Genomic DNA, 19,233 nt, shown 5'->3' with positions numbered 1-19,233 from the left:
CGGGACGGTAGTGCTGGTCCGGGGCGCCGCCATCGGGGTGCGGGCCGTGAGCGAGGGGGACGCATGAGGGTCCTGGTGGTGGAGGACGAACCGGCGCTGGCCGAGACCGTCGCCGAGGGGCTGCGCGGGGAGGGCATGGCCGTGGACGTGTGCCACGACGGCGACACGGGCCTGGAGATGGCCTGCGTGCACGGCTACGACGTCATCGTCCTGGACCGGGACCTGCCGGTCCTGCACGGAGACCAGGTGTGCGCGCGGGTGGTCGAGGCCCCCGGCGTCGAGGCCCGCGTGCTCATGCTTACTGCGGCCGGGGGTCTGGACGACCGGGTCGAGGGTCTGGACCTGGGCGCCGACGACTACCTAGCCAAGCCCTTCGCCTACGCGGAACTGCTGGCGCGGGTCCGCGCGCTGGGGCGCCGGTCCCGCCCGGGCGCGCGCCCGCGGCTGTCCCGGGCCGGGCTGGTGGTCGACACCAACCGCCGCACCGCCTTCCGCGAGGGCCGAGAGCTCTCCCTCTCCCCCAAGGAGCTGGGCGTGCTGGAGGAGCTGCTGCGCGCGGACGGCGCCCCGGTGAGCACGACCCACCTCGTCGAGAAGGTCTGGGACGCCCACTTGGACCCGTTCAGCGGCGTGCTCAAGGTCGTGGTGCACGGACTGCGCCGCAAACTCGGGGATCCGCCGGTGATCCGGACAGTCCCCGGCCACGGGTACCGGGTCTGACGTGCGGTCCATGGGGAGGGGGAGGGGCGGCGGGGCCAGGGCCGGGCTCACCCTGCGCGCCAGGCTGACCCTGGTCTACACCGCCGTCTTCGCCGCGGGCGGGGCGGTGCTGCTCGGGGCCAACTACGCGATGGTCTCCGCCAGTCTGGAGGCCCGGGGCGTCGACCTGGCCGCGACCATCGTCGCCTCGGGGGACGGAGGGGAGCCCTCCATCGCCGTCGGGCCCGCCGAGCTCGTGGAGTCGGCGGGGCCGTTCGATGAGGTGGAGAGGGCGTCCGGGCCGACGAGTCCGCTGGTCGACTACCAGGACGGTGTGCTCTCCGACCTGCTGACCACGTCGGTCGCCGTGCTGGTGGCCGTCGCCGCCCTGGCGGCCCTGGCCGGGTGGCTGATCGCGGGCAGGCCGATGCGCAGGCTGCACGCGGTCACCGAGACGGCCCGCCGCATCTCCGAGCGCGACCTGCACAGCAGGCTGGCGCTGACCGGTCCCGACGACGAGTTCCGGGAGCTCGGCGACACCTTCGACGGGATGCTCTCCCGGCTGGAGCGGGCCTTCGACGCGCAGCGGCGGTTCGTCGCCAACGCCTCACACGAGCTGCGCACCCCGCTGGCGGTCCAGAAGGCCGCCGTGGAGGTACCGCTGTCGCAGGGCCGGGTCCCCGAGGACCTCAGGCCCGCGTTCACCCGCGTGCTGGACTCGGTGGACCGCAGCGAACTCCTCATCGCGGGGCTGCTCCTGCTCGCCCGCTCCGACCGCGGCCTCGCCCGCACCGAGCCCGTGGACCTGGCCGGGGCGGCGGAGAACGCATCGGCGCTGCTCGAACGCGACGCGCGGGAGGCCGGGGTCGACCTGCGGACCGACCTCGCGGCCGCGGAGGTGGAGGGGGATCCGGTCCTGCTGGAGCACCTCGTGCGCAACCTGGTGGACAACGCGGTCCGCTACAACGTCCCGGGCGGGTGGGTCGAGGCGCGGGTGCGCACGGCGGCCGGTCGCACCGTGCTGAGGGTGGCCAACACGGGCGGGAACGTCACCGACCCCGAGAGCCTGTTCGAGCCCTTCCACCGGGGCGGCGACGCCCGGTTGCGCACCGCGCGGCCCGGCAGCGGCCTGGGCCTGGCCATCGTCCGCTCGATCGCCTCCGCCCACGGCGCGCGGGCCGAGGCCCGCGCGCGCCCGGGCGGGGGACTGGTGGTGACGGTCGGGTTCCCGGCCGCCGGGGGCTGAGCCCCGGTCCGCCGGGTCCGCCGATCGATCAGTGCTCCCCGGTCACGCTTTCGGACTCCCGCCGCCCCTCCGGCTCCGGCGCGGGGGCCGGACCCTGCGGAACCGTGAGCAGCCGGATCCCGTACGCCGCCAACAGGGCGCACACCACCGCGACCGCGCCGCCGATCCACCCGCCCGCGTAGGTCTCGCCCATGAAGGCCACGCCCACCACCGTGGCGGAGACGGGGTTGGCGAAGGTGGTGATCCCCAGCGGGGCGCCCAGCTCCATGCCCTGGTAGGCGGCCTGGGCCAGGAACAGCCCGAGCACCGCGATCACGGGAGTGGCCAGCGAGGACGCGTGCACCAGCCCGACCGCGCCGGTCTCCCCGATGACCGCCACCGCCGTCTTGACCGTGGCCGAGGAGACACCGAAGGCCACACCCGCCGCGCCCGCCAGCAGGTAGCTTCGCCAGGCCGCCGAACGGACCCGTCCCGCCGCCCACGCGGTCGCCAGCAGGAGCGCGGTCGTACCGCCGCCGACCACCACCGAGCCGGTGTCGTCGAGGACACCGCCCTGACCGCCGGTCACCGTCACCACCAGCAGCACGCCCAGTGCCAGAGAGGTGAACGCCGCGCCCCGCCACTCCTCGCGGGTGACCCGCCGCCCGCCCAGCCGGGCCGACCACGGGATGCCGAACACCAGCACCAGCACGCCCAGCGGCTGCACCACGGTCAGCGGCGCGTTGCTCACCGCCGCCACCTGGAAACCGGCCCGGCCCCCGTTGAACAGCAGCGAGAGCCACCACAGCGGGTGCCGCAGCAGGGCCGCGAGCTGCCCACCGCCGGTGAGCGGCCCTGCCACCCGTACCGCCAACCTGCGCTGGGCCACCGCGGCGGCCGTGTAGGCCGCACACGAGAGCAGCGCGAACACGATCCCCGACACCACGCCTGTTTCCATGACAGCGATGATCCCGCCGTCCCGGGCCAGGTTCGCCGCGGGGGCCGGGAAACCCCGGTCAGCACGGGTTTTCCGACCGAACGGGGACCCCGGCGGAGAAGCGGTTCGCGCAGGGGCGCGCCGGCGGCGCCTCCGGCCGACCCCTCAGACGCCGCCGACGGCCGACCCCCGGTACAGCGCGGCCACCACGCCCTCGATGTCGGGCTCGCGCAGGGTCAGGTCGACCACCTCGTGCCGCTGGGCGACGCGGGCGATCACCGCCGCCGGGTTCTCCGACAGTTCCAGCCACTGGCGCGGGCCGTCCACGCGCACGCACCGGCCGCCCTCCACCTCGATGTCCGGGGCGGGCTCGGCCAGGTCCACGACCAGCACGCGCGGCGCCGGCACGCTCGCGCGCAGCCCGTCCAGATCACCGTCGTAGGCCAGGCTCCCCCGGTCGATGACCACCACCCGCTCGCACAGGCGCTCCACGTCGCCCAGGTCGTGCGTGGTCAGCAGGATGGTCGTGCCCTCCTCGGCGTTGAGCCGCAGCAGGAACTCGCGGATGCTCGACTTGCTGACCACGTCCAAACCGATGGTCGGCTCATCCAACACCAGCAGCCGGGGGCCGTGCAGCAACGCCGCGGTGAGGTCGCCGCGCATGCGCTGGCCCAGGCTGAGCTGGCGCACCGGGGTGGCCAGGAACGGCCCGAGTTCGAGGAGTTCGGTCATCTCGGCCAGGCGGCGGGCGTGGTCGGCGGCCGGAACGCGGTACATGTGCCGGGTCAGCTCCAGGCTGTCCCGCAGCGGCAGGTCCCACCACAGGGTGGTGCGCTGGCCGAACACCACGCCGATCCGGCCCGCCAGCCTCGTCCGCTGGCGGGAGGGCTCCAGGCCGGTCACCCGCAGGTGTCCGGAGGAGGGGGTGAGGATGCCGGTGAGCATCTTCATGGTGCTGCTCTTCCCGGCGCCGTTGGGGCCCAGGTAACCGACGATCTCGCCGGGCCGCACGGTGAGGTTCACGTCGCGCACGGCGCTGACGGTGCGCCGCCTGCGCCGCAGGAACGGCCCCTCGGACAGGACGAAGTCGCGGCCCAGGCCGACGGCCTCGATGATCGGTTCGGCGGCGGACGCGTCGGACTCGCGGACGGAGGTCATGCTCAGCTCCCGGAGGATCGGTAGTGGCGCAGCCCGAAGCGCCAGCAGGCGGCGGCGACCAGGCACAGGACGACGGCGACGAGGGGTGTGGCGTGGCGCAGGGCGTCCGGCAGCCCCGTCGGGTCGGGGCGGTCGAGCAGGTACAGGACGGGCTGCCAGGTGACGAAGGCGAGCGGCAGCACGAAGGTCACCGCCCGCACGAGGTCGCGGCCGTAGATGGCCAGCGGGTACTCGGTGAGGGCCTGCCCGCCGTAGGTGACCGAGTTGGCCGCCTCCCGGGCGTCGGCGACGAGGAACTGGAGGCACGCCCCGATGACCCAGACCGCGCAGCAGATCGCGGTCCCCGAGGTCAGCAGCACGGGCAGCATCAGCACCCTGCCGGGGGTCCAGTCGATGTCGCACGCGGCCAGGGCGAAGACGACCACGACCGAGCCCGGAACGATCCGGCCCAGGCGGCGCGGCGCGAACCGGTCCGTCGCCATCTGCACCAGCGGCGGCACCGGGCGCACCAGCATCACGTCGAGCGATCCGGTGCGGATGTGCTCCCCCAGCCGCTCGACGTTGCCCAGGATCATGTCCGCCCAGGCGAAGGCGGTCGCGGCCAGTCCGGCGATGAGCAGCCCCTCGGCGAGGTCGAACCCCGCCAGCCGTCCGGCGTGGCCGAACACGACGAGGACGGCGCCGATCTCGGCGAACACCCCCACCGAGGTCGCCAGGGTCATCAGCACCAGCGAGGTCGGGTACTGGGCCAGGGCCCGGCACCAGGTCCAGGCCAGCAGCAGGTAGGCGCGCAGCGGCCAGGCCACGGACCCGCGGGCGCGGGAGATCAGGTCAGCCACCCTGGACCACCACCCTGCGGGTCGCGCGGGCGGTGAGCCACGCGCCCAGGCCGAACAGAGCGGCGGCCCACCACGCCTGGAGGGCCAGCCCGCCGAGCACGGCGCCGCCCGGCAGGGTGTCCTTGCCGAGCATGATCTCGGCGGGGATCTGGACCATCGACGCCCACGGCAGCAGCCGCAGGGTGTCGGCCAGCGCCGGGGGGAACAGGGTGAGCGGCAGTAGCATCCCGGCGGCCACCGGGCCGAGCAGCCCGGCCACCGCCCAGATCCCGCTGGAGTCCAGGAGCCAGAACCCGGCCAGTTCGTACAGGTAGCGCAGCCCGAACGAGACCAGCGTGGCCAGTACGGCGGACAGCAGGACGGCGGCCCAGCGGAGCGGGTCGCCGGGCAGGTCCAGGTCGAACAGCACCATCCCCACCGCGAACGTGGGCACCCCGCGGAAGACCAGGTTGAACGTGGCCCGGCCGAGGTCCTCGGCCAGCCACCAGCCCTGGAGGGAGACCGGCCGCAGCAGGTCGGTGCCCACGGCGCCCGAGCGCACCCGCTCACCCAGCTCCAGGGGCGGGCCCATGATGGCGACCATGCCGATCAGGCCCTGGCTGACGAACACCTGGGTGACGGCGTCCCCGGCGTCGTAGCCGTTGATCTCGGGGCGCGCCGCGAACAGGGCGAGCATGACGGTGGCGTTGATCGTGCCGAAGACGGAGTTGGTGAGGATCCCGGCGATCGTGGCCGCGCGGTAGGTGGAGTAGCGGTGCAGCCCTCGGGCGTACACCGCGAAGTAGACGCGCACGGGCGTGGACTCCTGGTGTGTCGAGACGTGCAGGTGGTGAACTACCGGTCTCGACACCGGGGGCCGGGGGAGACACGGGGGTCCGGCACGTCCCTGACGCACGGGGCTCAGGTCCGGGTCGCCGCGAGTGGCGAAGATAGCACACGCGGGGCCGCCGCCGGTCCCGATCGCGGCGCGGGCCGGGCGCGCGGAACGCGCATGTGATGACGGAGGCGGGGTCACGCCGGTGTCTCCCCTTGTACCGGCGGACCGCGCCGCCTCCGTCGCCCGCCCGGTCACGCCCCCTCCCCTCAACGGGGACGCACGGACCAGGCGGGGTTCTCGCTCCCGCCCCCTCGGCGGGGGTGCGGGGCGGGTGAGGTGTCCGCGCCCGCCTCCCCTCAGCGGGGTGCGGGACGGGCGGGGTCCTCACCCACGTGTGTCCAGCGGGGCGTACGGGCCAGGCGGGGCCCGGCTTCCGTTCCCCCAGTGGGGCGGACGGGGTCAGGCGAGGTCTCTGCCCCCGCTGCGCCCCGAGGCCGACATGCGCACGACGGTGGGCAGCCGCTCCAGTTCCAGGGACTCGCGCAGGGAGCCGACCCCCTCGTCCCGGCAGGCGTGCCACACCTCCACGGGATCGGCGTCCTCGGTCAGCACCAGGTCGAGCCACAGGCGCGGCTCCCGAGCGGACCCGGTGAACCTCGCCCTGCCACGGACCACGCGCGGGTGCGCGCTGAGCTGGGCGACCAGGGCGTTCCCGGCGGCGGACGGCGACACCTCGGTCCGCCCCGCCGCCGTGTCCGCGCCCACGAGCAGCCTGCGCGGGCGGTGGGCGCGGCCCTGGACCAGGAGCCAGCGCACGGCCAGCACGGTGAGCACCAGTGCGACCGCCGCCGCGGCATGGGGTGTCCAGGGCCAGGCCAGGGCCCGTGCCACCGGTTCGAGGCCGGTCAGCGTGGCGGCGGCGGGGCCGTCGCCGAACAGGCCGCCGCCGACGGCGAGTCCGGCCGCGCCGCCGACCAGGAGCACCAGGCCCGTGAGGAACAGCCCGAGCCGGTTGCCCCGCGCGGTCCTCCTGCTGCGGCGGTGGGGGAAGCCCCGGATCGTGGACCGGGTCGGAGAGTCCCGGCGGGGCGCGTCGGCGCGTGTCGTACCGGTGCCGGTCGTGTCGGAGACCGCCGCGCCCTTGTCGGTCGTGCCCGGGGCGGTCCCGCCCGCGCTCGTCCTGCCCGTTTCGGCGCTGCCCGCGCCCGTGCCGCCCGTGTCGGTGCCGGACGGGTCCGGCTCCGGTGCGGATCGCTGTCCGTCCATGCTCACGCCTCCTCCCGCACCCGGACGCGGACCCCCGGAGTGCGGACCGGAACGAGTTCCTCCAGCCTCCGGCGCACGGCCGCGTCCACGTCCCGCCTCAGCCAGTGGGCGCCGCGTATGTGCGTGCGCGCCCGCACCCGCACCGTGCGGCGGCCCACCCGAACCCGGGCGCCGCGGACACCGTCCACCCCGCGCGCCGAGACGGCGAGGAGGTCGCGCAGCGCCCGCCGGGACAGGCCCACGGCCATGTCGCGGTCGTCGGTGCGCAGGACCAGGTGGCCGCCGTACCCGGGCAGCGACGCCGCGGTCAGCAGCGTCAGGCCCAGGGTGGCGGCGACACCCGAGGCCAGCATGGTCTCGGGCGCCTCCCACGGGACCGTGGCGGCGCGGGCGGCCATGCCGTCCACCGCGGGGAACGGCGCGGGCGCGCCGACGATGCTCGCGGTGATCACGGCGAGCACCAGCCCGGAGACCACCGCCACCGAGGTGGCGACCACGACGGCGGGCAGCGTCCGCCGGGGCCGGAAGACCCTCACCGCGGTCCGCCGGGCCCCGCGGTCCCCGCGCCGACCCCCGGGCGGGGGGCCGCCCGGGTCCGCGGACGCCTCGTGGGTCCGCGCCTCCTCCTGGAGGGAAGTCATCTCCGCTTCCTCCGATGGCTCAGCGCACCCGCGGCGCGGGTACGAGTTCGACGATCTCGATGTCGGTGCTGTGGACGGTCAGCCCGGTCAGGTTCTCCACCGTGGCGGCCACGTGCGCGCGGACCTCCTCGGCGGTGCGGGCGAGCGGGGAGGGGTAGGCGACGGCGATCTCCAGGCGCAGCCCCACGCGGGAGCCGCCCCGGCGCACCTCGGCGCGGGCCTTGTGGCCCTCACCCACCAGCCCGCCCAGCCGGTCGCCCAGGGGACGGGTGGACCGGTGCTCGGCGGCTGCCGCGCACGCCAGGCGGCGGACCGCCCGGTCGGACACGACCGTGGTGCCGCGCTCCTCGGGCGGCACCCGGGGCGCGTGCCGGTCCGGCTCGGCGCCGGACCGCGCACGCGCGCCGGGTGCTCCGGCGGCCTCCACCGACGCCCCGCTCCCCGCGGCGTCCTCCCCGGGGGCCGGTCCGCGGCTCCCCGGGGAGGCCTCGGCGGCGCTCACAGGCGACCACCGCGCTCACGGCGCGTGAACAGCTCGGCGAAGTCGACCTCGCCCTCGTAGGCCCTCCCCGCCAGGAAGCCCGCGGCTCCCAGGAGCAGGACCAGGAGGAAGGCCCCGAAGCCCCCGAAGGCGGCGGCGAGGCCGAGGACCGCCCCGAAGGCGAGTCCGACGATCGACCACATGGGTCCTCACTCCCTCACGTCGTGTCTGCCGGTGTGCCGCTGTCCGCTCCGCCGTCACCTGACCCTCGGCTCGGCGGCGGAACGGCTCTCCTCCTCGTCCGGCAGGTGGATGTCGTCCACGGTCACGTTGACCTCCGTGACCTCCAGGCCGGTCATCCGCTCCACACCGGAGATGACGTTGCGCCGCACGACGGCCGCCAGGTCGGGGATCGAGACGCCGTACTCGACGACGAGGTTGATGTCCACCGCGGCCTGGCGCTCGCCGACCTCCACGGCCACGCCGCGCGCCGCGGTGCTGGTGGAGGTGGAACCGGGGATGCGCTCGCGGACGGCGTCGAAGGCGCGCCCGGCCCCGCCGCCCATGTGGTGGACGCCCCGGACCTCCCGGGCGGCCATACCGGCGATCTTGGCGACCACGTGGTCGGCGATCGAGGTGCGCCCGGTGTCGGTGTTCAGCTCGTGGGAGTGCTGGGCGCGCACGGGGACGCTGCTCGTGCTGCCCGCCTCGCGCAGCTCGGCGGGGACGAGTTCACTGCTCTGGGCGCTCTTCGCGGCCATGGTCGGTTCTCCTTGCGTTGTCGGGTGTTCGGTCAGGGGCGGAAACGGGCGTCCCGCCGTGGGCGGGTCCGTCCGCCGGTCCTTCGGACGGGGCCGTCGGGGCCGCTCTGAGCTGGACTGTCGGTCTTCCCCGAGCGGCGCCGCCGACTCCTCCTGCGGCGGTGTCGTGGCCTCTATCGCCCGTGGTCGCGCGAGGAGGCCGTGAAACGGGCCGCCGCGTCCACCACCACGTCCCGGCCGCCGGTCCGGGCGTGCTCCGGCGCGGCGCCGGGTGCGCGGGCCAGGGGCGGGGGCCCGGCCAGTGCGGCCCTCTCGGCGGCGCGCCTGGCGGCCGTCCTCCTGAGGCCGAACCTGATCTCTCCCATGGCGGTGCTCTCCTCGCTCGCTCGGCGTCACCCGTCGTGGCGCCGTCACAGGGGAGGACACGGGGAAGGGCCGTCGGCTCACGGCCATCATCGTGTGACCTGTGTCACTACTAGTGTGGGGGAGGCACGGGTGCGGGGCTGCCGTGTTCGGCACGAACCTGGGGTAGTTTCTCTGTGCTCGTGTACGGGGAGGGGTGGCCGCGGCGACGATGCACAGGGAAACCGCACTTCCGGAGAGCGTGCTCGTGGAGCGCGCCCAGGACGGGGACGACAGGGCGTTCGAGGACCTCGTCCGTCGGCACCAGGACACCGTCTACCGGATCGCCCTGCGTGTGCTGCGCGATCCCGCCGACGCGCGCGACGCGGCCCAGGAGGCCCTGATCACCGCGTGGCGCAGGCTTCCCGAACTCGCCGACCCGCAGAGCTTCCCCGCCTGGCTCAACCGCATCGTGGGACGGCGCGCCCTGAACATGCTGCGGGCCCGCAGGCCGGTGGAACCGGTGGAGGACGACGAACGGTTGGAGGCGAGGGAACCCGGACCGGCGGGGGAGACGCTCGCGGGCGACCTGCGCGAGGCGCTGCTCGAAGCGCTGTCGGGGTTGCCGCCCCCGCAGCGGATCTGCTGGGTTCTGCGCGAAATGGAAGGATTGGGCTATGAAGAGATAGCGGAGATCGTCGACACGACCCCGACCGCTGTGCGTGGACGTATTCACCGCGCGCGTACCCATCTCGTGGAGGCGCTTGAGCCATGGCGGTAGACCCGTCCGACGACCACGACCGACTGCCCTGCGGGACCTCGGTGGACGCACTCCTGAGGGACCTGCTGGCCGGTCGGCTCACCGAGCACGAGTCCTCCTGCGAGCACTGCCGGGCGGAGGCGGGTGAGCTGCGTCCACTCGTCGAAGCGGTGCGCCGGGACGACGAGGAGGAGGTCACCGCACCTCCCGGGCTGCTCACGGACGTCATGCGCGTGGTGCGCGCCGAGCGCCGCTCGGAGGGGACGATCGTCCTGAGCGGCTCCGGCCCCGGCGGCACCGAGGTCAGGGAGTCGGCCGTGGCGGCCATGCTCCGGACCTCCGTCGAGTCCGTTCCAGGGGTCGTGGTCGGCCGCTGCCGCGTCGAGCAGACCCGCGAGGGCCTCTCCGTCCGGGCCACGGCGCGGGTCGCCGTCGGCTTCCCCATCCCGGACGCCGCCGACGCCGCCCGACGCGCCATGCGCTCCCTGGCCGAACAGCGGCTCGGCCTGCCCGTCGCCCGCCTGGACATCGATGTCGTCGACCTGGACGATCCTGCCCCGGGACGGTGAGGGCGGAGCCGTCGGCGCCTACTCCTCCGCCTCGCGGCGCAGGCCGGGCACGCCGTCGGCGGGCCGGACCCCGTCGTCGCACAGCGCCAGCCAGTCGCCGCGCGCGGGAACGAGCGCGAGCACGACGACGGTCAGTCCCATGGACATGAGCAGCGCGGACGCGAGCATCGTCTCGGGGGTCGCCCAGAGCTGGTCGTGGCCGTGGGTGTCGAACCAGATCCACGCGTGGTGGTGCAGCGGACTGCCCACCAGGGTGGCGGTGATCTCGGCGGTCGCCAGGAGGGCCACCAGGGAGGCGACGGCCCCGGTGACCAGGAGGGGCAGCGGGGGCCGGGCGCGCAGTGTGCGCACCGGCGCCTCGGAGCCGCTCGTCGTTCGCGGGTGCGGACCGCGGGCCCTGTTCTGCGGTTCGGTCCTGGTCACGTCGCGCTTCATGTGTTCCGTGTGCTCCATGCGTCTGTGGACGGAAGGCGTCCAACGGGAGGATGTCGTCATGGGGAGGACACACCGGTGCCGTTCCACCTCACGGTAGAAGCGCTGTGCGGCACGGCACATTCCGTGTGCGCGAAGCCGGGACGGCCGACGTCCCTGCTGCTCGGGCGGGCTTTCTGAGAGCGTCGCGGTCGCGGGAAGGCCGGTGCGGCAGCCGTTTCCCGGTCCCCGCCGGGAGCCGTCCGCCTCCGGGCGCGACCGCTTCGGGGACGTGCGCGTACCGTCGGAGTGGCCAGAGTCACCCTCCGTCGTTACCGGTCCTTCACGTGGGGGCGAACGGGCGCAACGTCGCCCTGGGATCTTCGGTCCCATGGACGTTTCCGAAGGACAGCACGGAACCGACGACCACCGCCACGGCTTCTTCGGCCGCGAGGCACTCGACCTGGGCACCCTGCTCCTCGCCGCCGGTGCGGCGCACCTGGTGGTGCTCTCCCTCGGGCACAGCGACGCGGGCGTCCGCGTCCTGATCACCGTGGGACTGCTGCTGCTCGCGGTCTCCGCGGTCCACCGGTGGCGCCGCCACAAGGCCGCGTCCGCTCCCCGGCCGCCCAGGGGCTCCGGAGCGGTGAACGCGTCCGGGAGCGCCGGGCCGCCCACGGGTACCGGCCCGTACGCGAACGGCGGGCTGACCGGCGGCGACGGTGCGTCCCGTGGCACCGGGACATCCGAGGACACGGCGCTGCCCGGGAGCGCCGGGCTGCCCGGGAACGCTGAGTCGCCCGGGAACGCCGGGTCGGCCGGCGGCGGATCCTTCCGAAGCGCCCCCTCGACCGGGGAGGGAGCCCCGGCGTCGGCCGGTTCCCCGGCGGGTGGGGAACCGGTGCGCGCCCCGTCCGACGACCTGCTGTGGAGCGTCCGCGCGACGGTCGCCGACGTGCCCGGCGGCCTGGCCGCGCTCACCGCGCGGTTCGCCGCCCTCGGGATCGACATCCGGCTCATGCAGGTGCACCCGGCGGGGCCGGACGCCGTGGACGAGTTCTTCGTCAGCGCTCCCGCGCACGTGGGAGAGGGCGACCTGTACACCGCCGTACGGGAGGCGGGCGGACGCGAGGCCGCCGTGCGCCGCGCCGACGTCCACGAGCTCAGCGACACCACCAGCCGCACGCTCGCCCTGGTCAGCGCCCTGGTCACCGGGGCGACCACGCTGGAGCGCTCGCTGCTCTCCCTGGCCTCGGCGCGGGCCGTGGAGCACACCGCCGAACCGCCCGCCGGAACGGTCCGCGAGGACCTGTCCGGCACGGTGATGACCCTTCCGGCACCCGACGGCGGCGTCCTGACCGTCCGCCGGGAGGTCATCCCCTTCACCGCCGTGGAGTTCGCCCGGTGCCGGGCCCTGGCCCACGTCGCCTCGTCCCTGCACGCGCGTTCGCACGGCCCGGGACCCGGGAGGCGCTGAACCCGGTCGGGCGCGTCCCGGGTCCGGGACGCGCCCCGGACCCCGCGCGCCGAGCGCGTGGTGGGAGGCGCCCGTGACGACCGGTGCCGGGGGCCTCGGGTTCGGCGGCGGCCCACCGTCGGCGTCCGCGTGTCGTCGCGCCGGGCGCGCGGCCCGAGAAACCGCCAGCGCGTCCGCGCACGTCCGCCCGCACACGGAGACGAGAGTTGTCCACAGGTTCCGCGGGGCGGGGAGAACCGCGCGCCGGGTGGGTAAGGAGGACGTATGGCAACCCCCCGATTCCTCCTGACACCGCACCCGAAGCACACCCTCCTCCTGGCCGTGGCGGCGGCGTTCGCCCTGATCCTGGGCGCCGCCGTGGCGGCCCCGGCCGCGCACGCCGCACCGACCTCGGTCAGCACCGGACCGGAACTGCGCCAGGGCAGCTCCGGAGCCGGGGTGAGCGCCGTCCAGGAGCGCCTCGCCGAACTGGGCTACTGGATCGACGGCGTGGACGGCCAGTTCGGCTTCCACACCGAGCAGGCCGTCGTGGCGCTCCAGAAGGCCGCCGGGATCGCCCGCGACGGCGTCGTGGGCCCCGCCACCCGCGCCGCCCTCGCCGAGGGCGTGCTCCCCGAGGCCCAGAGCACCTCCGGCGACCTGCTGGAGATCGACCTGGACCGGCAGCTGTTGCTGGTGGTCTCCGGCGGCGAGGTGGAGCGCGTCCTCAACACCTCCACCGGATCCGGTCAGCCCTACGAGTCCTCGGACGGCACCGAGCGGATCGCCACCACCCCGACCGGCACCTACACCGTCTTCCGCGAGGTCGACGCCTGGGACCCCGGTCCCTACGGTGCGCTGTACAGACCGAAGTACTTCAACGGCGGCATCGCCGTGCACGGGTACCCGGTCGTCCCGGCCCAGCCCGCCTCCCACGGGTGCGCCCGGGTGAGCCTGGCCGCGATGGACTGGCTCTGGGAGAGCGGCAACATCGACGTGCACACCACCGTCCTGGTGCGCTGACCCCGGGGGCGGCCCGGTCGCGGCCGGGCCGCCCCGTCCCCATCTCGTCGCGACCCCTCATGTCTCGAAACTGCTCCTGAAGGGGAAGTAGTCGCCGAGGAACCCGTCGACGTGCCTCTCGGCCTCCTCGCCCGGTTCCGTGGTGTCGTTCACGCAGAAGGCGTCGAAGTCGCGCTGGGCCAGCAGGGACTCGGTCCGGTACCGCACCGCGTCCAGGTCGGCCAGGTTGAGGTAGGTGTAACGCAGGCCGCCCATCACCGCCCTGCCCGTGAACAGCGCGTAGTAGTGGTGCAGGGACGACGGCACGGAGTGGTCGTCCGGGTGCCGGAACCGCGACGCCGCCGTCCGCGTGAAGATCTCGGGGAACCTCTCCTCCAGTTCCTCGACCACCGACCGGCGCTGCGGGATGGGCGTGTGCTTGAACTTGGACACGGGCACCTTGCCGAAGTGCTTCTCCAGCAGCGCGCCGTTGCGCTTGGCGGCGGCGTCCACGGGCTGGTCCTCCTCGCTGACCTCGCCCAGGCCGAAGCGGTAGGGGGAGGGGTTCAGCTTCACGAGCCCGTTGGGGTGGAAGAAGAGGGAGGGGGACACGGGCCGACCGAAGAACACGTCGTCGTTGAGGTACAGGTAGTGCTCGGCCAGGCCCTCGATGTGGTGCAGCTGCGACTCGATGGCGTGTGAGTTGAACACCGGGAGAACCGACGGGTCAGCGAAGATCTCGGTGTGGTCCACCACCCGTACCCGCGGATGGCCGGTGTCCAGCCACGGTGGCGTCTGGCCGTCGGTGACGATGTAGACGTTGCGTACGAAGGGGGCGAACATCTCCAGCGAGCGCAGGGAGTAGAGGAGTTCGTCCCGGCTGGTGTAGCGGGAGTCGGAGGCGGAGTGCGGGTTGGCCGGGGCGTTCGCCCCGAGGTGGGCGTCGCGCCTGGCGCGCCAGGCCTCGTCGGCCCCGTCGACCCAGGTGTAGACGGCGTCGATCGCGAAGGTGAGGTCGGTGGCGAGTTCCCAGGTGAAGGCGTCCAGAGTCGGATGGGTCCGGTCCCCGACCCTGACCTCGGCGGTCTTCCGGGCCTTTCCGGGGATCACCTCGCTCACCGGGTTGGGCTGCGGCGCGATGAGCGACTCCCGCAGGACGTGTTCGGGGGCCACGACCCGGAGCCGGTCGAGCCTCTCCTCGTGGTCGGGGGAGGCGAGGAACCGCTCGCCCTCCTGCCAGAACTCCACGGTGAAGCCGTGGGCGGGGCCGACGACCGCGGGGCCCCGGTCGCCGACGACGTGCTCCCCGAGCCGGATCACCGGGGCGCGGCGGAGCCGGCGCAGCCGGAGCGGGGACAGGGGCCGGTACCCGACCGGAGTCCTCACGTACGAGCCGTGGAGGCTGTAGCGGGAGGCGAGGACCGACAGGACCTCGGCCCTGTCCTCCTCGGACACGGCGACCGAACGGTGGTACACGCCGTTGGACCGGGAGAAGAAGTAGTCGATCCCCCGTTCACGCAGGAGGTCGGCGAAGCGGTTCGTCTGCCGGGCGACGAAGTCCTCGGTGTCGAAGAGACCGGACCAGCGCCGTGCGAGGACGGGTTCGTGCCGGTAGGTCGACACGGTGAGTTCCGGGTCCCTCCTCCGGTGCCTCCATGAGACGGGAAGGAAGAGCACCTTCCTGACCGGGACCGGAACCATTCTCCTGAGTATTCGCCTGGCTCTCCGAAAATAGTAGGGAATATTCCACATGGGGTGATCCATCCCGTTGTCATCTTCTGGTTCCTGTTCTGGTCCTTGCGGGTGCGGGTCCCCGCTTTCGTCGCGGGGGGTGCTTCTCCTGCTCGCGTCCTTGCCGGAGTCGGGCCGTGCGATGTCGGCCGTCTCAAGAAAAGTACTGAATCGTTCACCTACCCGAAAGATGTGCTTTCCATAGGTGTAACTTCCTGGGGTAAGGAGCGGTCATCGTGTCTCCGGGGCGGGGCCGCGGTGCCCACGACAGACGCGCCGTCCATGAACGGGAGGTCCGGGAGTGCCCTTCCACGTCGCCACGGAGCCGGGTGACCCCGGCCGACCCAACGAGGACTTCGCCGCGGCGACAGCGACCAGCGCGGTCCTCCTGGACGGGGCGAGCGCGCCGCGGGACGTGGAGACGGGCTGCTCCCACGGGGTGGCCTGGTACACCCGGCGGCTCGGCGCGCTGCTGCTGGCCGGGGCCGACACGGGACTCCCCCTGCGCGAGGCCCTGGCCGAGGCGATCGCGACGGCCTCCGCCCTGCACGCGCACACCTGCGACCTGGCCAACCAGGAGAGCCCGTCCGCCACGGTCGTGGCGGTCAGGGCGGGCTCCGACGCGCTGGAGTACCTGGTGCTGTCCGACTCCGTGCTGCTGGTGGAGGGCGGGGGCGGGGTGCGCGTGCTCACCGACACCCGTCTGGACGACCTCAGGGGCGACCTGGCCCGTCGGGGGAGCCCCTGGAACGCCATCCGCGCGTACCGCAACGTTCCCGGGGGTTTCTGGACGGCGGGGGCGCACCCCCGGGCGGCCGAGGAGGCGCTGACCGGAACCCTGCCCCTCGGGCGCTTCACCGCCATGACCGACGGGGCGAGCCGGGTGGTGGACCTCTTCGGGGACCTGGATTGGGACCGGGCCTTCGCCCTGGTTTCGGACAGGGGACCGCGCGCCCTGCTGGACCGGGTGCGCGGACTGGAGGCCGCCGACCCCGACCGGCTCCGTCATCCGCGCGGCAAGGGGAGCGACGACGCCACAGTGCTGGCGTGGACACCGTGACCCTGGTTACGGTCACCCTTAAATTGCCTATTCGGACAAGTTAATCTGGTGAACCCGGGGGCTTCCCTCCTGACGTCCCAGGTGGTCGCGTTTCGGGCACTACCGTCATGGGGGACGTTTTGCTCGGTGTTCCAGATGTCCTTTGTTGTCCTTTGCGGTAAAAGCACACAGCAGTGGAAGCGGTGGCGGCGACGTCACACACGAGGGAGACCAACGCCTCTCCGAAACCGTGCCGCCAGGCGCTTTCGCGTTCCGTGTTCATCCGGTAGGTTTCTCCGTAACCGAAGCGCCGGAGTTCTCCCCACAACAGCTGGTATCCGGCCTTCGTCGTTCTCTCCACCCCCCTGCTCACGTGTGCGCCGAACAGGCGCGACGCGTACGAGAGAACCCCCGCGACGTCGATTTCGACCGGTGAAAAGGAGAAGGTGTGACCACCACGGGCGTCCTCGAACCCACCGGACCGAACCGGTCCCTCGGTCGCACCAGCTGGCTCGACCGGGTCCTCACGACTCCCAGCTCCGCCGTCGAGCGCCACCCGACCGTCCGCGCCCTGGACGGCTACGAGGGTCGGCCCAACCCCCTGGACGCCGAGACGCCTGCGGAGTTCCTGCTGGTCATGCGCCGCTACCTCGTCTGGGCGGGCGACTGGTCCTACCTGGAGCTGGAGTACCTGTGCGGGGGAGCGGTACGGGCGACCACCTTCCGCGACGTCCTGGAGGGGACCCAGCTGCCCCGGTACGTGTTCCTGATGGCCTTCGTGACCGCCTGCGCCGGTGAGGACGCCGCCGAGCGCCAGCGCTGGACGACCGCCTGGCACAGGCTCCGGTCGGCCGGTCACTGAGTTCTCCGGGACTTTCCCTCCCGGCTTTTCCCGGCGTCCCCGCCGCATCCGCCGCCTCCGGGGCCCGACACCCGTCGAACCCGCGCCGCACCCTTTTCCCGTGCCGTTCGGACACGTGCCCGCGGCTTTTTTCGCGGATTTCTCCGATGCGCCGGTGTGCCAATGCGCCGATTTGGCATCATGCGCGCGGAATTTCCACAGGTAGGACGGCGTCAAGCACATTCCCGCGGCCGATAGGGTCTCCGGAGGACGGCCGCCGTCACGGCGCTGGCACGCGAGCGCCCGGTTCTCCGTCCGGCCACGGGTCGCCCGTGTCCGAAGCCTGCGGCCCCCTCCCGTCGGGCCCCGCCGCCTCGGACCGGTCGCCACCCGCCTTCACTCCCGCGCCACCGGGCGTTCAGCCCGATCTCGTCCGCCCCTGGTTGGCTTCGGCGCGGGCGTGACCGCGCCCATTCCCCCGGAGCCCTCAGGAAGCACGTATGCGCAAGACCACGGCGGTCGCGGTGTCCCTCGCCGTCGCCCTCACCGGTACGGCGGCCCCCGCACACGCGGAGCGGCAGGAGCCCCGCGAGGGCGGGCGCGGCGGCGTCGAACTGTCCGCACTGGGCAGCTACCGCACCGGCTCCTTCGACGAGGCGGCGGCGGAGATCGTCGCCCACGACCCGCGCACCCAGCGCCTGTACGTGGTCAACGCCCTGGCCGCCACCGTGGAGGTGCTCGACGTCTCCGACCCCGCGGCCCCCGCCAAGCTGTTCGACCTGCGCACGCCCGGGGTCGGGGCGGCCGACGGCTCGGTGGTGCCGGAGGGCGCGGTCGCCAACTCCGTGGCGGTCCACGGCGACACCGTGGCCGTGGCGGTGGAGGCACCCGACCGCACCGACGACGGCTGGGTGGTCTTCTACGACACCGACGGCACCGCGCTCAACGCGGTCCGGGTCGGCGCCCTGCCGGACATGGCCGCCTTCACGCCCGAGGGCAGGCTGCTGCTGGTGGCCAACGAGGGGGAGCCCAGCGACGACTACTCGGTCGACCCCGAGGGCTCGGTGAGCGTCATCCGCGTGAACCGCAGGCCCGCCGCCCTCACCCAGGACGACGTGCGCACCGCCGACTTCCGTGCCTGGGACGGGGAGCGGGAGCTGCCCTCGGGGGTGCGGGTGTTCGGGCCGGACCTGTCCACCGGCGAACCGGGCACCCCGGGCCGGGTGGCGCGCAACCTGGAACCGGAGTACATCTCCGCGGACACCGCCTACAGCGCCCAGGTGGTGCTCCAGGAGGCCAACGCCGTCGCGCTGCTGGACCTGCGCACCGCCGAGTTCACCGACATCGTGCCCCTGGGCCTCAAGGACCACATGGAGCCCGGCAACGAGCTGGACGTGTCGAACCGGGACGACGGCATCCGCCTCGCCAACTGGCCGGTGTACGGCATGTACCAGCCCGACGGGTTCGACACCTACCGCTGGCGCGGCCAGACCCTGATGGTCACCGCGAACGAGGGCGACACCCGCGACTGGGACGGCTACTCCGAGGAGACGCGCCTGGGCGACCTGGCCGAGGAGACCCCGCTGTGCGAGGACTCCCCGCGCCTGCGGGAGTTCCTGGCCGACAACGACCTGGGCGTCGACAGCACCGGGGAACTGCTCGACGAGGCCAACATGGGCAGGCTCACGGTCACCGCCGCCGAGGGTCTGCGCGAGGACGGCAGCTGCTACGAGGACGTGTACGCGTTCGGCGGGCGCTCGTTCTCGATCTTCACCACCGAGGGCGAGCTGCTCTTCGACTCCGGGTCGGACTTCGAGCGGATCACCGCCGAGGCCGATCCGGAGTTCTTCAACTCCAACCACGCGGAGAACGCCTTCGACAACCGCAGCGACGACAAGGGCCCCGAGCCCGAGGGGGTCGTGCTCGGCGAGGTGGCGGGCCGCACCTACGCGTTCGTGGGCCTGGAGCGGGTGAGCGGCGTGATGGTCTACGACGTCACCGACCCCCGCGAGGCGTCCTTCGTGCAGTACCTCAACAACCGCGACTTCACCGCCGAGCCCGGCACTGGCGAGGCGGGCGACCTCGGCGCGGAGGGCCTGGCCTTCATCAGCGCCTCGGACTCGCCGATCCGGGGCGTGCCGATGCTGGCCGTGGCCAACGAGGTGTCCGGAACGACCACCCTGTACCGGGTCGACCCGGCCTGACCGCGCTCCGCCGCCGGGCCGCCTCGTCGGGGCCCGGCGAGGCGGACCGCCGCC

General features: G+C 73.7%; 21 protein-coding genes. 9 read left to right on the top strand and 12 right to left on the bottom strand.

What is annotated here, in order from left to right:
• Positions 1-63: 63 nt before the first annotated feature.
• Positions 64-720, top strand: coding sequence for a response regulator transcription factor (locus UIS43_RS17560; RefSeq protein ID WP_013155775.1), 657 nt, complete (start codon positions 64-66; stop codon positions 718-720).
• 10 nt (positions 721-730) lie between these two features.
• Entirely contained in the window at positions 731-1,945 is a 1,215-nt protein-coding gene (locus UIS43_RS17555) for an ATP-binding protein (protein ID WP_013155774.1), read from the top strand.
• A gap of 28 nt (positions 1,946-1,973) precedes the next feature.
• On the opposite strand, the gene UIS43_RS17550 is transcribed toward UIS43_RS17555, so the two are convergent.
• The 10 genes from UIS43_RS17550 to UIS43_RS17505 all read right to left on the bottom strand — a co-directional run bounded on the left by UIS43_RS17550 (position 1,974) and on the right by UIS43_RS17505 (position 9,189).
• Positions 1,974-2,882, bottom strand: coding sequence for a DMT family transporter (locus UIS43_RS17550; RefSeq protein WP_013155773.1), 909 nt, complete (start codon positions 2,880-2,882; stop codon positions 1,974-1,976).
• A 144-nt stretch (positions 2,883-3,026) separates the two neighbouring features.
• Positions 3,027-4,019: an ATP-binding cassette domain-containing protein gene (locus UIS43_RS17545; RefSeq protein ID WP_013155772.1), complete on the bottom strand. Its 993-nt coding sequence runs from the start codon at positions 4,017-4,019 to the stop codon at positions 3,027-3,029.
• Positions 4,020-4,021: 2 nt separating this feature from the next.
• Positions 4,022-4,858, bottom strand: a complete 837-nt coding sequence (locus UIS43_RS17540; RefSeq protein WP_013155771.1) for an ABC transporter permease — start codon at positions 4,856-4,858, stop codon at positions 4,022-4,024.
• On the bottom strand, positions 4,851-5,651 hold the full coding sequence (locus UIS43_RS17535; protein ID WP_013155770.1) for an ABC-2 family transporter protein: 801 nt from the start codon (positions 5,649-5,651) through the stop codon (positions 4,851-4,853). Before UIS43_RS17535 ends, UIS43_RS17540 begins: the two co-directional genes overlap by 8 nt.
• 483 nt (positions 5,652-6,134) lie before the next feature.
• Entirely contained in the window at positions 6,135-6,941 is an 807-nt protein-coding gene (locus tag UIS43_RS17530; protein ID WP_358456144.1) for a hypothetical protein, read from the bottom strand.
• Positions 6,942-6,943: 2 nt separating this feature from the next.
• A complete protein-coding gene (locus tag UIS43_RS17525; RefSeq protein WP_370010893.1) occupies positions 6,944-7,582 on the bottom strand; it encodes a DUF6286 domain-containing protein in 639 nt (212 codons plus the stop codon).
• A gap of 19 nt (positions 7,583-7,601) precedes the next feature.
• On the bottom strand, positions 7,602-8,084 hold the full coding sequence (locus tag UIS43_RS17520; protein WP_013155767.1) for an Asp23/Gls24 family envelope stress response protein: 483 nt from the start codon (positions 8,082-8,084) through the stop codon (positions 7,602-7,604).
• Positions 8,081-8,266, bottom strand: a complete 186-nt coding sequence (locus UIS43_RS17515) for a hypothetical protein (RefSeq protein ID WP_013155766.1) — start codon at positions 8,264-8,266, stop codon at positions 8,081-8,083. Before UIS43_RS17515 ends, UIS43_RS17520 begins: the two co-directional genes overlap by 4 nt.
• Positions 8,267-8,320: 54 nt before the next feature.
• Entirely contained in the window at positions 8,321-8,824 is a 504-nt protein-coding gene (locus tag UIS43_RS17510; protein ID WP_370010890.1) for an Asp23/Gls24 family envelope stress response protein, read from the bottom strand.
• 173 nt (positions 8,825-8,997) lie between these two features.
• Entirely contained in the window at positions 8,998-9,189 is a 192-nt protein-coding gene (locus UIS43_RS17505) for a hypothetical protein (RefSeq protein ID WP_370010888.1), read from the bottom strand.
• A gap of 209 nt (positions 9,190-9,398) precedes the next feature.
• Between UIS43_RS17505 and UIS43_RS17500 the strand changes: the two genes are divergently transcribed.
• Positions 9,399-9,947 carry an RNA polymerase sigma factor gene (locus UIS43_RS17500; RefSeq protein ID WP_013155763.1) on the top strand — a complete coding sequence of 183 codons (549 nt, stop codon included), beginning with the start codon at positions 9,399-9,401 and terminating at the stop codon, positions 9,945-9,947.
• Positions 9,938-10,495, top strand: coding sequence for a hypothetical protein (locus tag UIS43_RS17495; protein WP_013155762.1), 558 nt, complete (start codon positions 9,938-9,940; stop codon positions 10,493-10,495). Before UIS43_RS17500 ends, UIS43_RS17495 begins: the two co-directional genes overlap by 10 nt.
• A gap of 18 nt (positions 10,496-10,513) precedes the next feature.
• Here UIS43_RS17495 and UIS43_RS17490 read toward each other — a convergent pair whose 3' ends face one another.
• Positions 10,514-10,948 carry a hypothetical protein gene (locus UIS43_RS17490; RefSeq protein WP_370010885.1) on the bottom strand — a complete coding sequence of 145 codons (435 nt, stop codon included), beginning with the start codon at positions 10,946-10,948 and terminating at the stop codon, positions 10,514-10,516.
• Positions 10,949-11,297: 349 nt separating this feature from the next.
• Here UIS43_RS17490 and UIS43_RS17485 point away from each other — a divergent pair, with 349 nt between their 5' ends.
• Both UIS43_RS17485 and UIS43_RS17480 read left to right on the top strand, forming a co-directional pair.
• Positions 11,298-12,383: an ACT domain-containing protein gene (locus tag UIS43_RS17485; RefSeq protein ID WP_071623082.1), complete on the top strand. Its 1,086-nt coding sequence runs from the start codon at positions 11,298-11,300 to the stop codon at positions 12,381-12,383.
• A 264-nt stretch (positions 12,384-12,647) separates the two neighbouring features.
• Positions 12,648-13,385, top strand: coding sequence for a L,D-transpeptidase family protein (locus UIS43_RS17480; protein WP_117198224.1), 738 nt, complete (start codon positions 12,648-12,650; stop codon positions 13,383-13,385).
• A gap of 57 nt (positions 13,386-13,442) precedes the next feature.
• Here UIS43_RS17480 and UIS43_RS17475 read toward each other — a convergent pair whose 3' ends face one another.
• Positions 13,443-14,987, bottom strand: coding sequence for a stealth conserved region 3 domain-containing protein (locus UIS43_RS17475; RefSeq protein ID WP_370010882.1), 1,545 nt, complete (start codon positions 14,985-14,987; stop codon positions 13,443-13,445).
• 409 nt (positions 14,988-15,396) lie between these two features.
• Here UIS43_RS17475 and UIS43_RS17470 point away from each other — a divergent pair, with 409 nt between their 5' ends.
• The 3 genes from UIS43_RS17470 (at position 15,397) to UIS43_RS17460 (ending at position 19,179) form a co-directional block, all read left to right on the top strand.
• Complete coding sequence (locus tag UIS43_RS17470) at positions 15,397-16,155, top strand: protein phosphatase 2C domain-containing protein (RefSeq protein ID WP_013155758.1); 759 nt, start codon at positions 15,397-15,399, stop codon at positions 16,153-16,155.
• Between the two features lie 427 nt (positions 16,156-16,582).
• Entirely contained in the window at positions 16,583-16,996 is a 414-nt protein-coding gene (locus UIS43_RS17465) for a hypothetical protein (protein WP_013155757.1), read from the top strand.
• A gap of 479 nt (positions 16,997-17,475) precedes the next feature.
• Positions 17,476-19,179, top strand: a complete 1,704-nt coding sequence (locus tag UIS43_RS17460; protein ID WP_013155756.1) for a choice-of-anchor I family protein — start codon at positions 17,476-17,478, stop codon at positions 19,177-19,179.
• Positions 19,180-19,233 lie beyond the last annotated feature (54 nt).

This window comes from Nocardiopsis sp. LDBS0036 (assembly GCF_041228755.1).
Taxonomy (GTDB): domain Bacteria; phylum Actinomycetota; class Actinomycetes; order Streptosporangiales; family Streptosporangiaceae; genus Nocardiopsis; species Nocardiopsis dassonvillei.
Note: the sequence above shows the minus strand (reverse complement) of the source record. Positions and strands in the feature narration are given on the sequence as shown.

What these genes read in the sequence shown, in the direction of transcription:
- UIS43_RS17560 (WP_013155775.1), top strand. Translation starts at nt 64, where the DNA reads ATGAGGGTCCTGGTGGTGGAGGACGAACCGGCGCTGGCCGAGACCGTC.
- UIS43_RS17555 (WP_013155774.1), top strand. Translation starts at nt 731, where the DNA reads ATGGGGAGGGGGAGGGGCGGCGGGGCCAGGGCCGGGCTCACCCTGCGC.
- UIS43_RS17550 (WP_013155773.1), bottom strand. Translation starts at nt 2,882, where the DNA reads ATGGAAACAGGCGTGGTGTCGGGGATCGTGTTCGCGCTGCTCTCGTGT.
- UIS43_RS17545 (WP_013155772.1), bottom strand. Translation starts at nt 4,019, where the DNA reads ATGACCTCCGTCCGCGAGTCCGACGCGTCCGCCGCCGAACCGATCATC.
- UIS43_RS17530 (WP_358456144.1), bottom strand. Translation starts at nt 6,941, where the DNA reads ATGGACGGACAGCGATCCGCACCGGAGCCGGACCCGTCCGGCACCGAC.
- UIS43_RS17525 (WP_370010893.1), bottom strand. Translation starts at nt 7,582, where the DNA reads ATGACTTCCCTCCAGGAGGAGGCGCGGACCCACGAGGCGTCCGCGGAC.
- UIS43_RS17515 (WP_013155766.1), bottom strand. Translation starts at nt 8,266, where the DNA reads ATGTGGTCGATCGTCGGACTCGCCTTCGGGGCGGTCCTCGGCCTCGCC.
- UIS43_RS17510 (WP_370010890.1), bottom strand. Translation starts at nt 8,824, where the DNA reads ATGGCCGCGAAGAGCGCCCAGAGCAGTGAACTCGTCCCCGCCGAGCTG.
- UIS43_RS17505 (WP_370010888.1), bottom strand. Translation starts at nt 9,189, where the DNA reads ATGGGAGAGATCAGGTTCGGCCTCAGGAGGACGGCCGCCAGGCGCGCC.
- UIS43_RS17500 (WP_013155763.1), top strand. Translation starts at nt 9,399, where the DNA reads ATGCACAGGGAAACCGCACTTCCGGAGAGCGTGCTCGTGGAGCGCGCC.
- UIS43_RS17495 (WP_013155762.1), top strand. Translation starts at nt 9,938, where the DNA reads ATGGCGGTAGACCCGTCCGACGACCACGACCGACTGCCCTGCGGGACC.
- UIS43_RS17490 (WP_370010885.1), bottom strand. Translation starts at nt 10,948, where the DNA reads ATGGAGCACACGGAACACATGAAGCGCGACGTGACCAGGACCGAACCG.
- UIS43_RS17485 (WP_071623082.1), top strand. Translation starts at nt 11,298, where the DNA reads ATGGACGTTTCCGAAGGACAGCACGGAACCGACGACCACCGCCACGGC.
- UIS43_RS17480 (WP_117198224.1), top strand. Translation starts at nt 12,648, where the DNA reads ATGGCAACCCCCCGATTCCTCCTGACACCGCACCCGAAGCACACCCTC.
- UIS43_RS17460 (WP_013155756.1), top strand. Translation starts at nt 17,476, where the DNA reads ATGCGCAAGACCACGGCGGTCGCGGTGTCCCTCGCCGTCGCCCTCACC.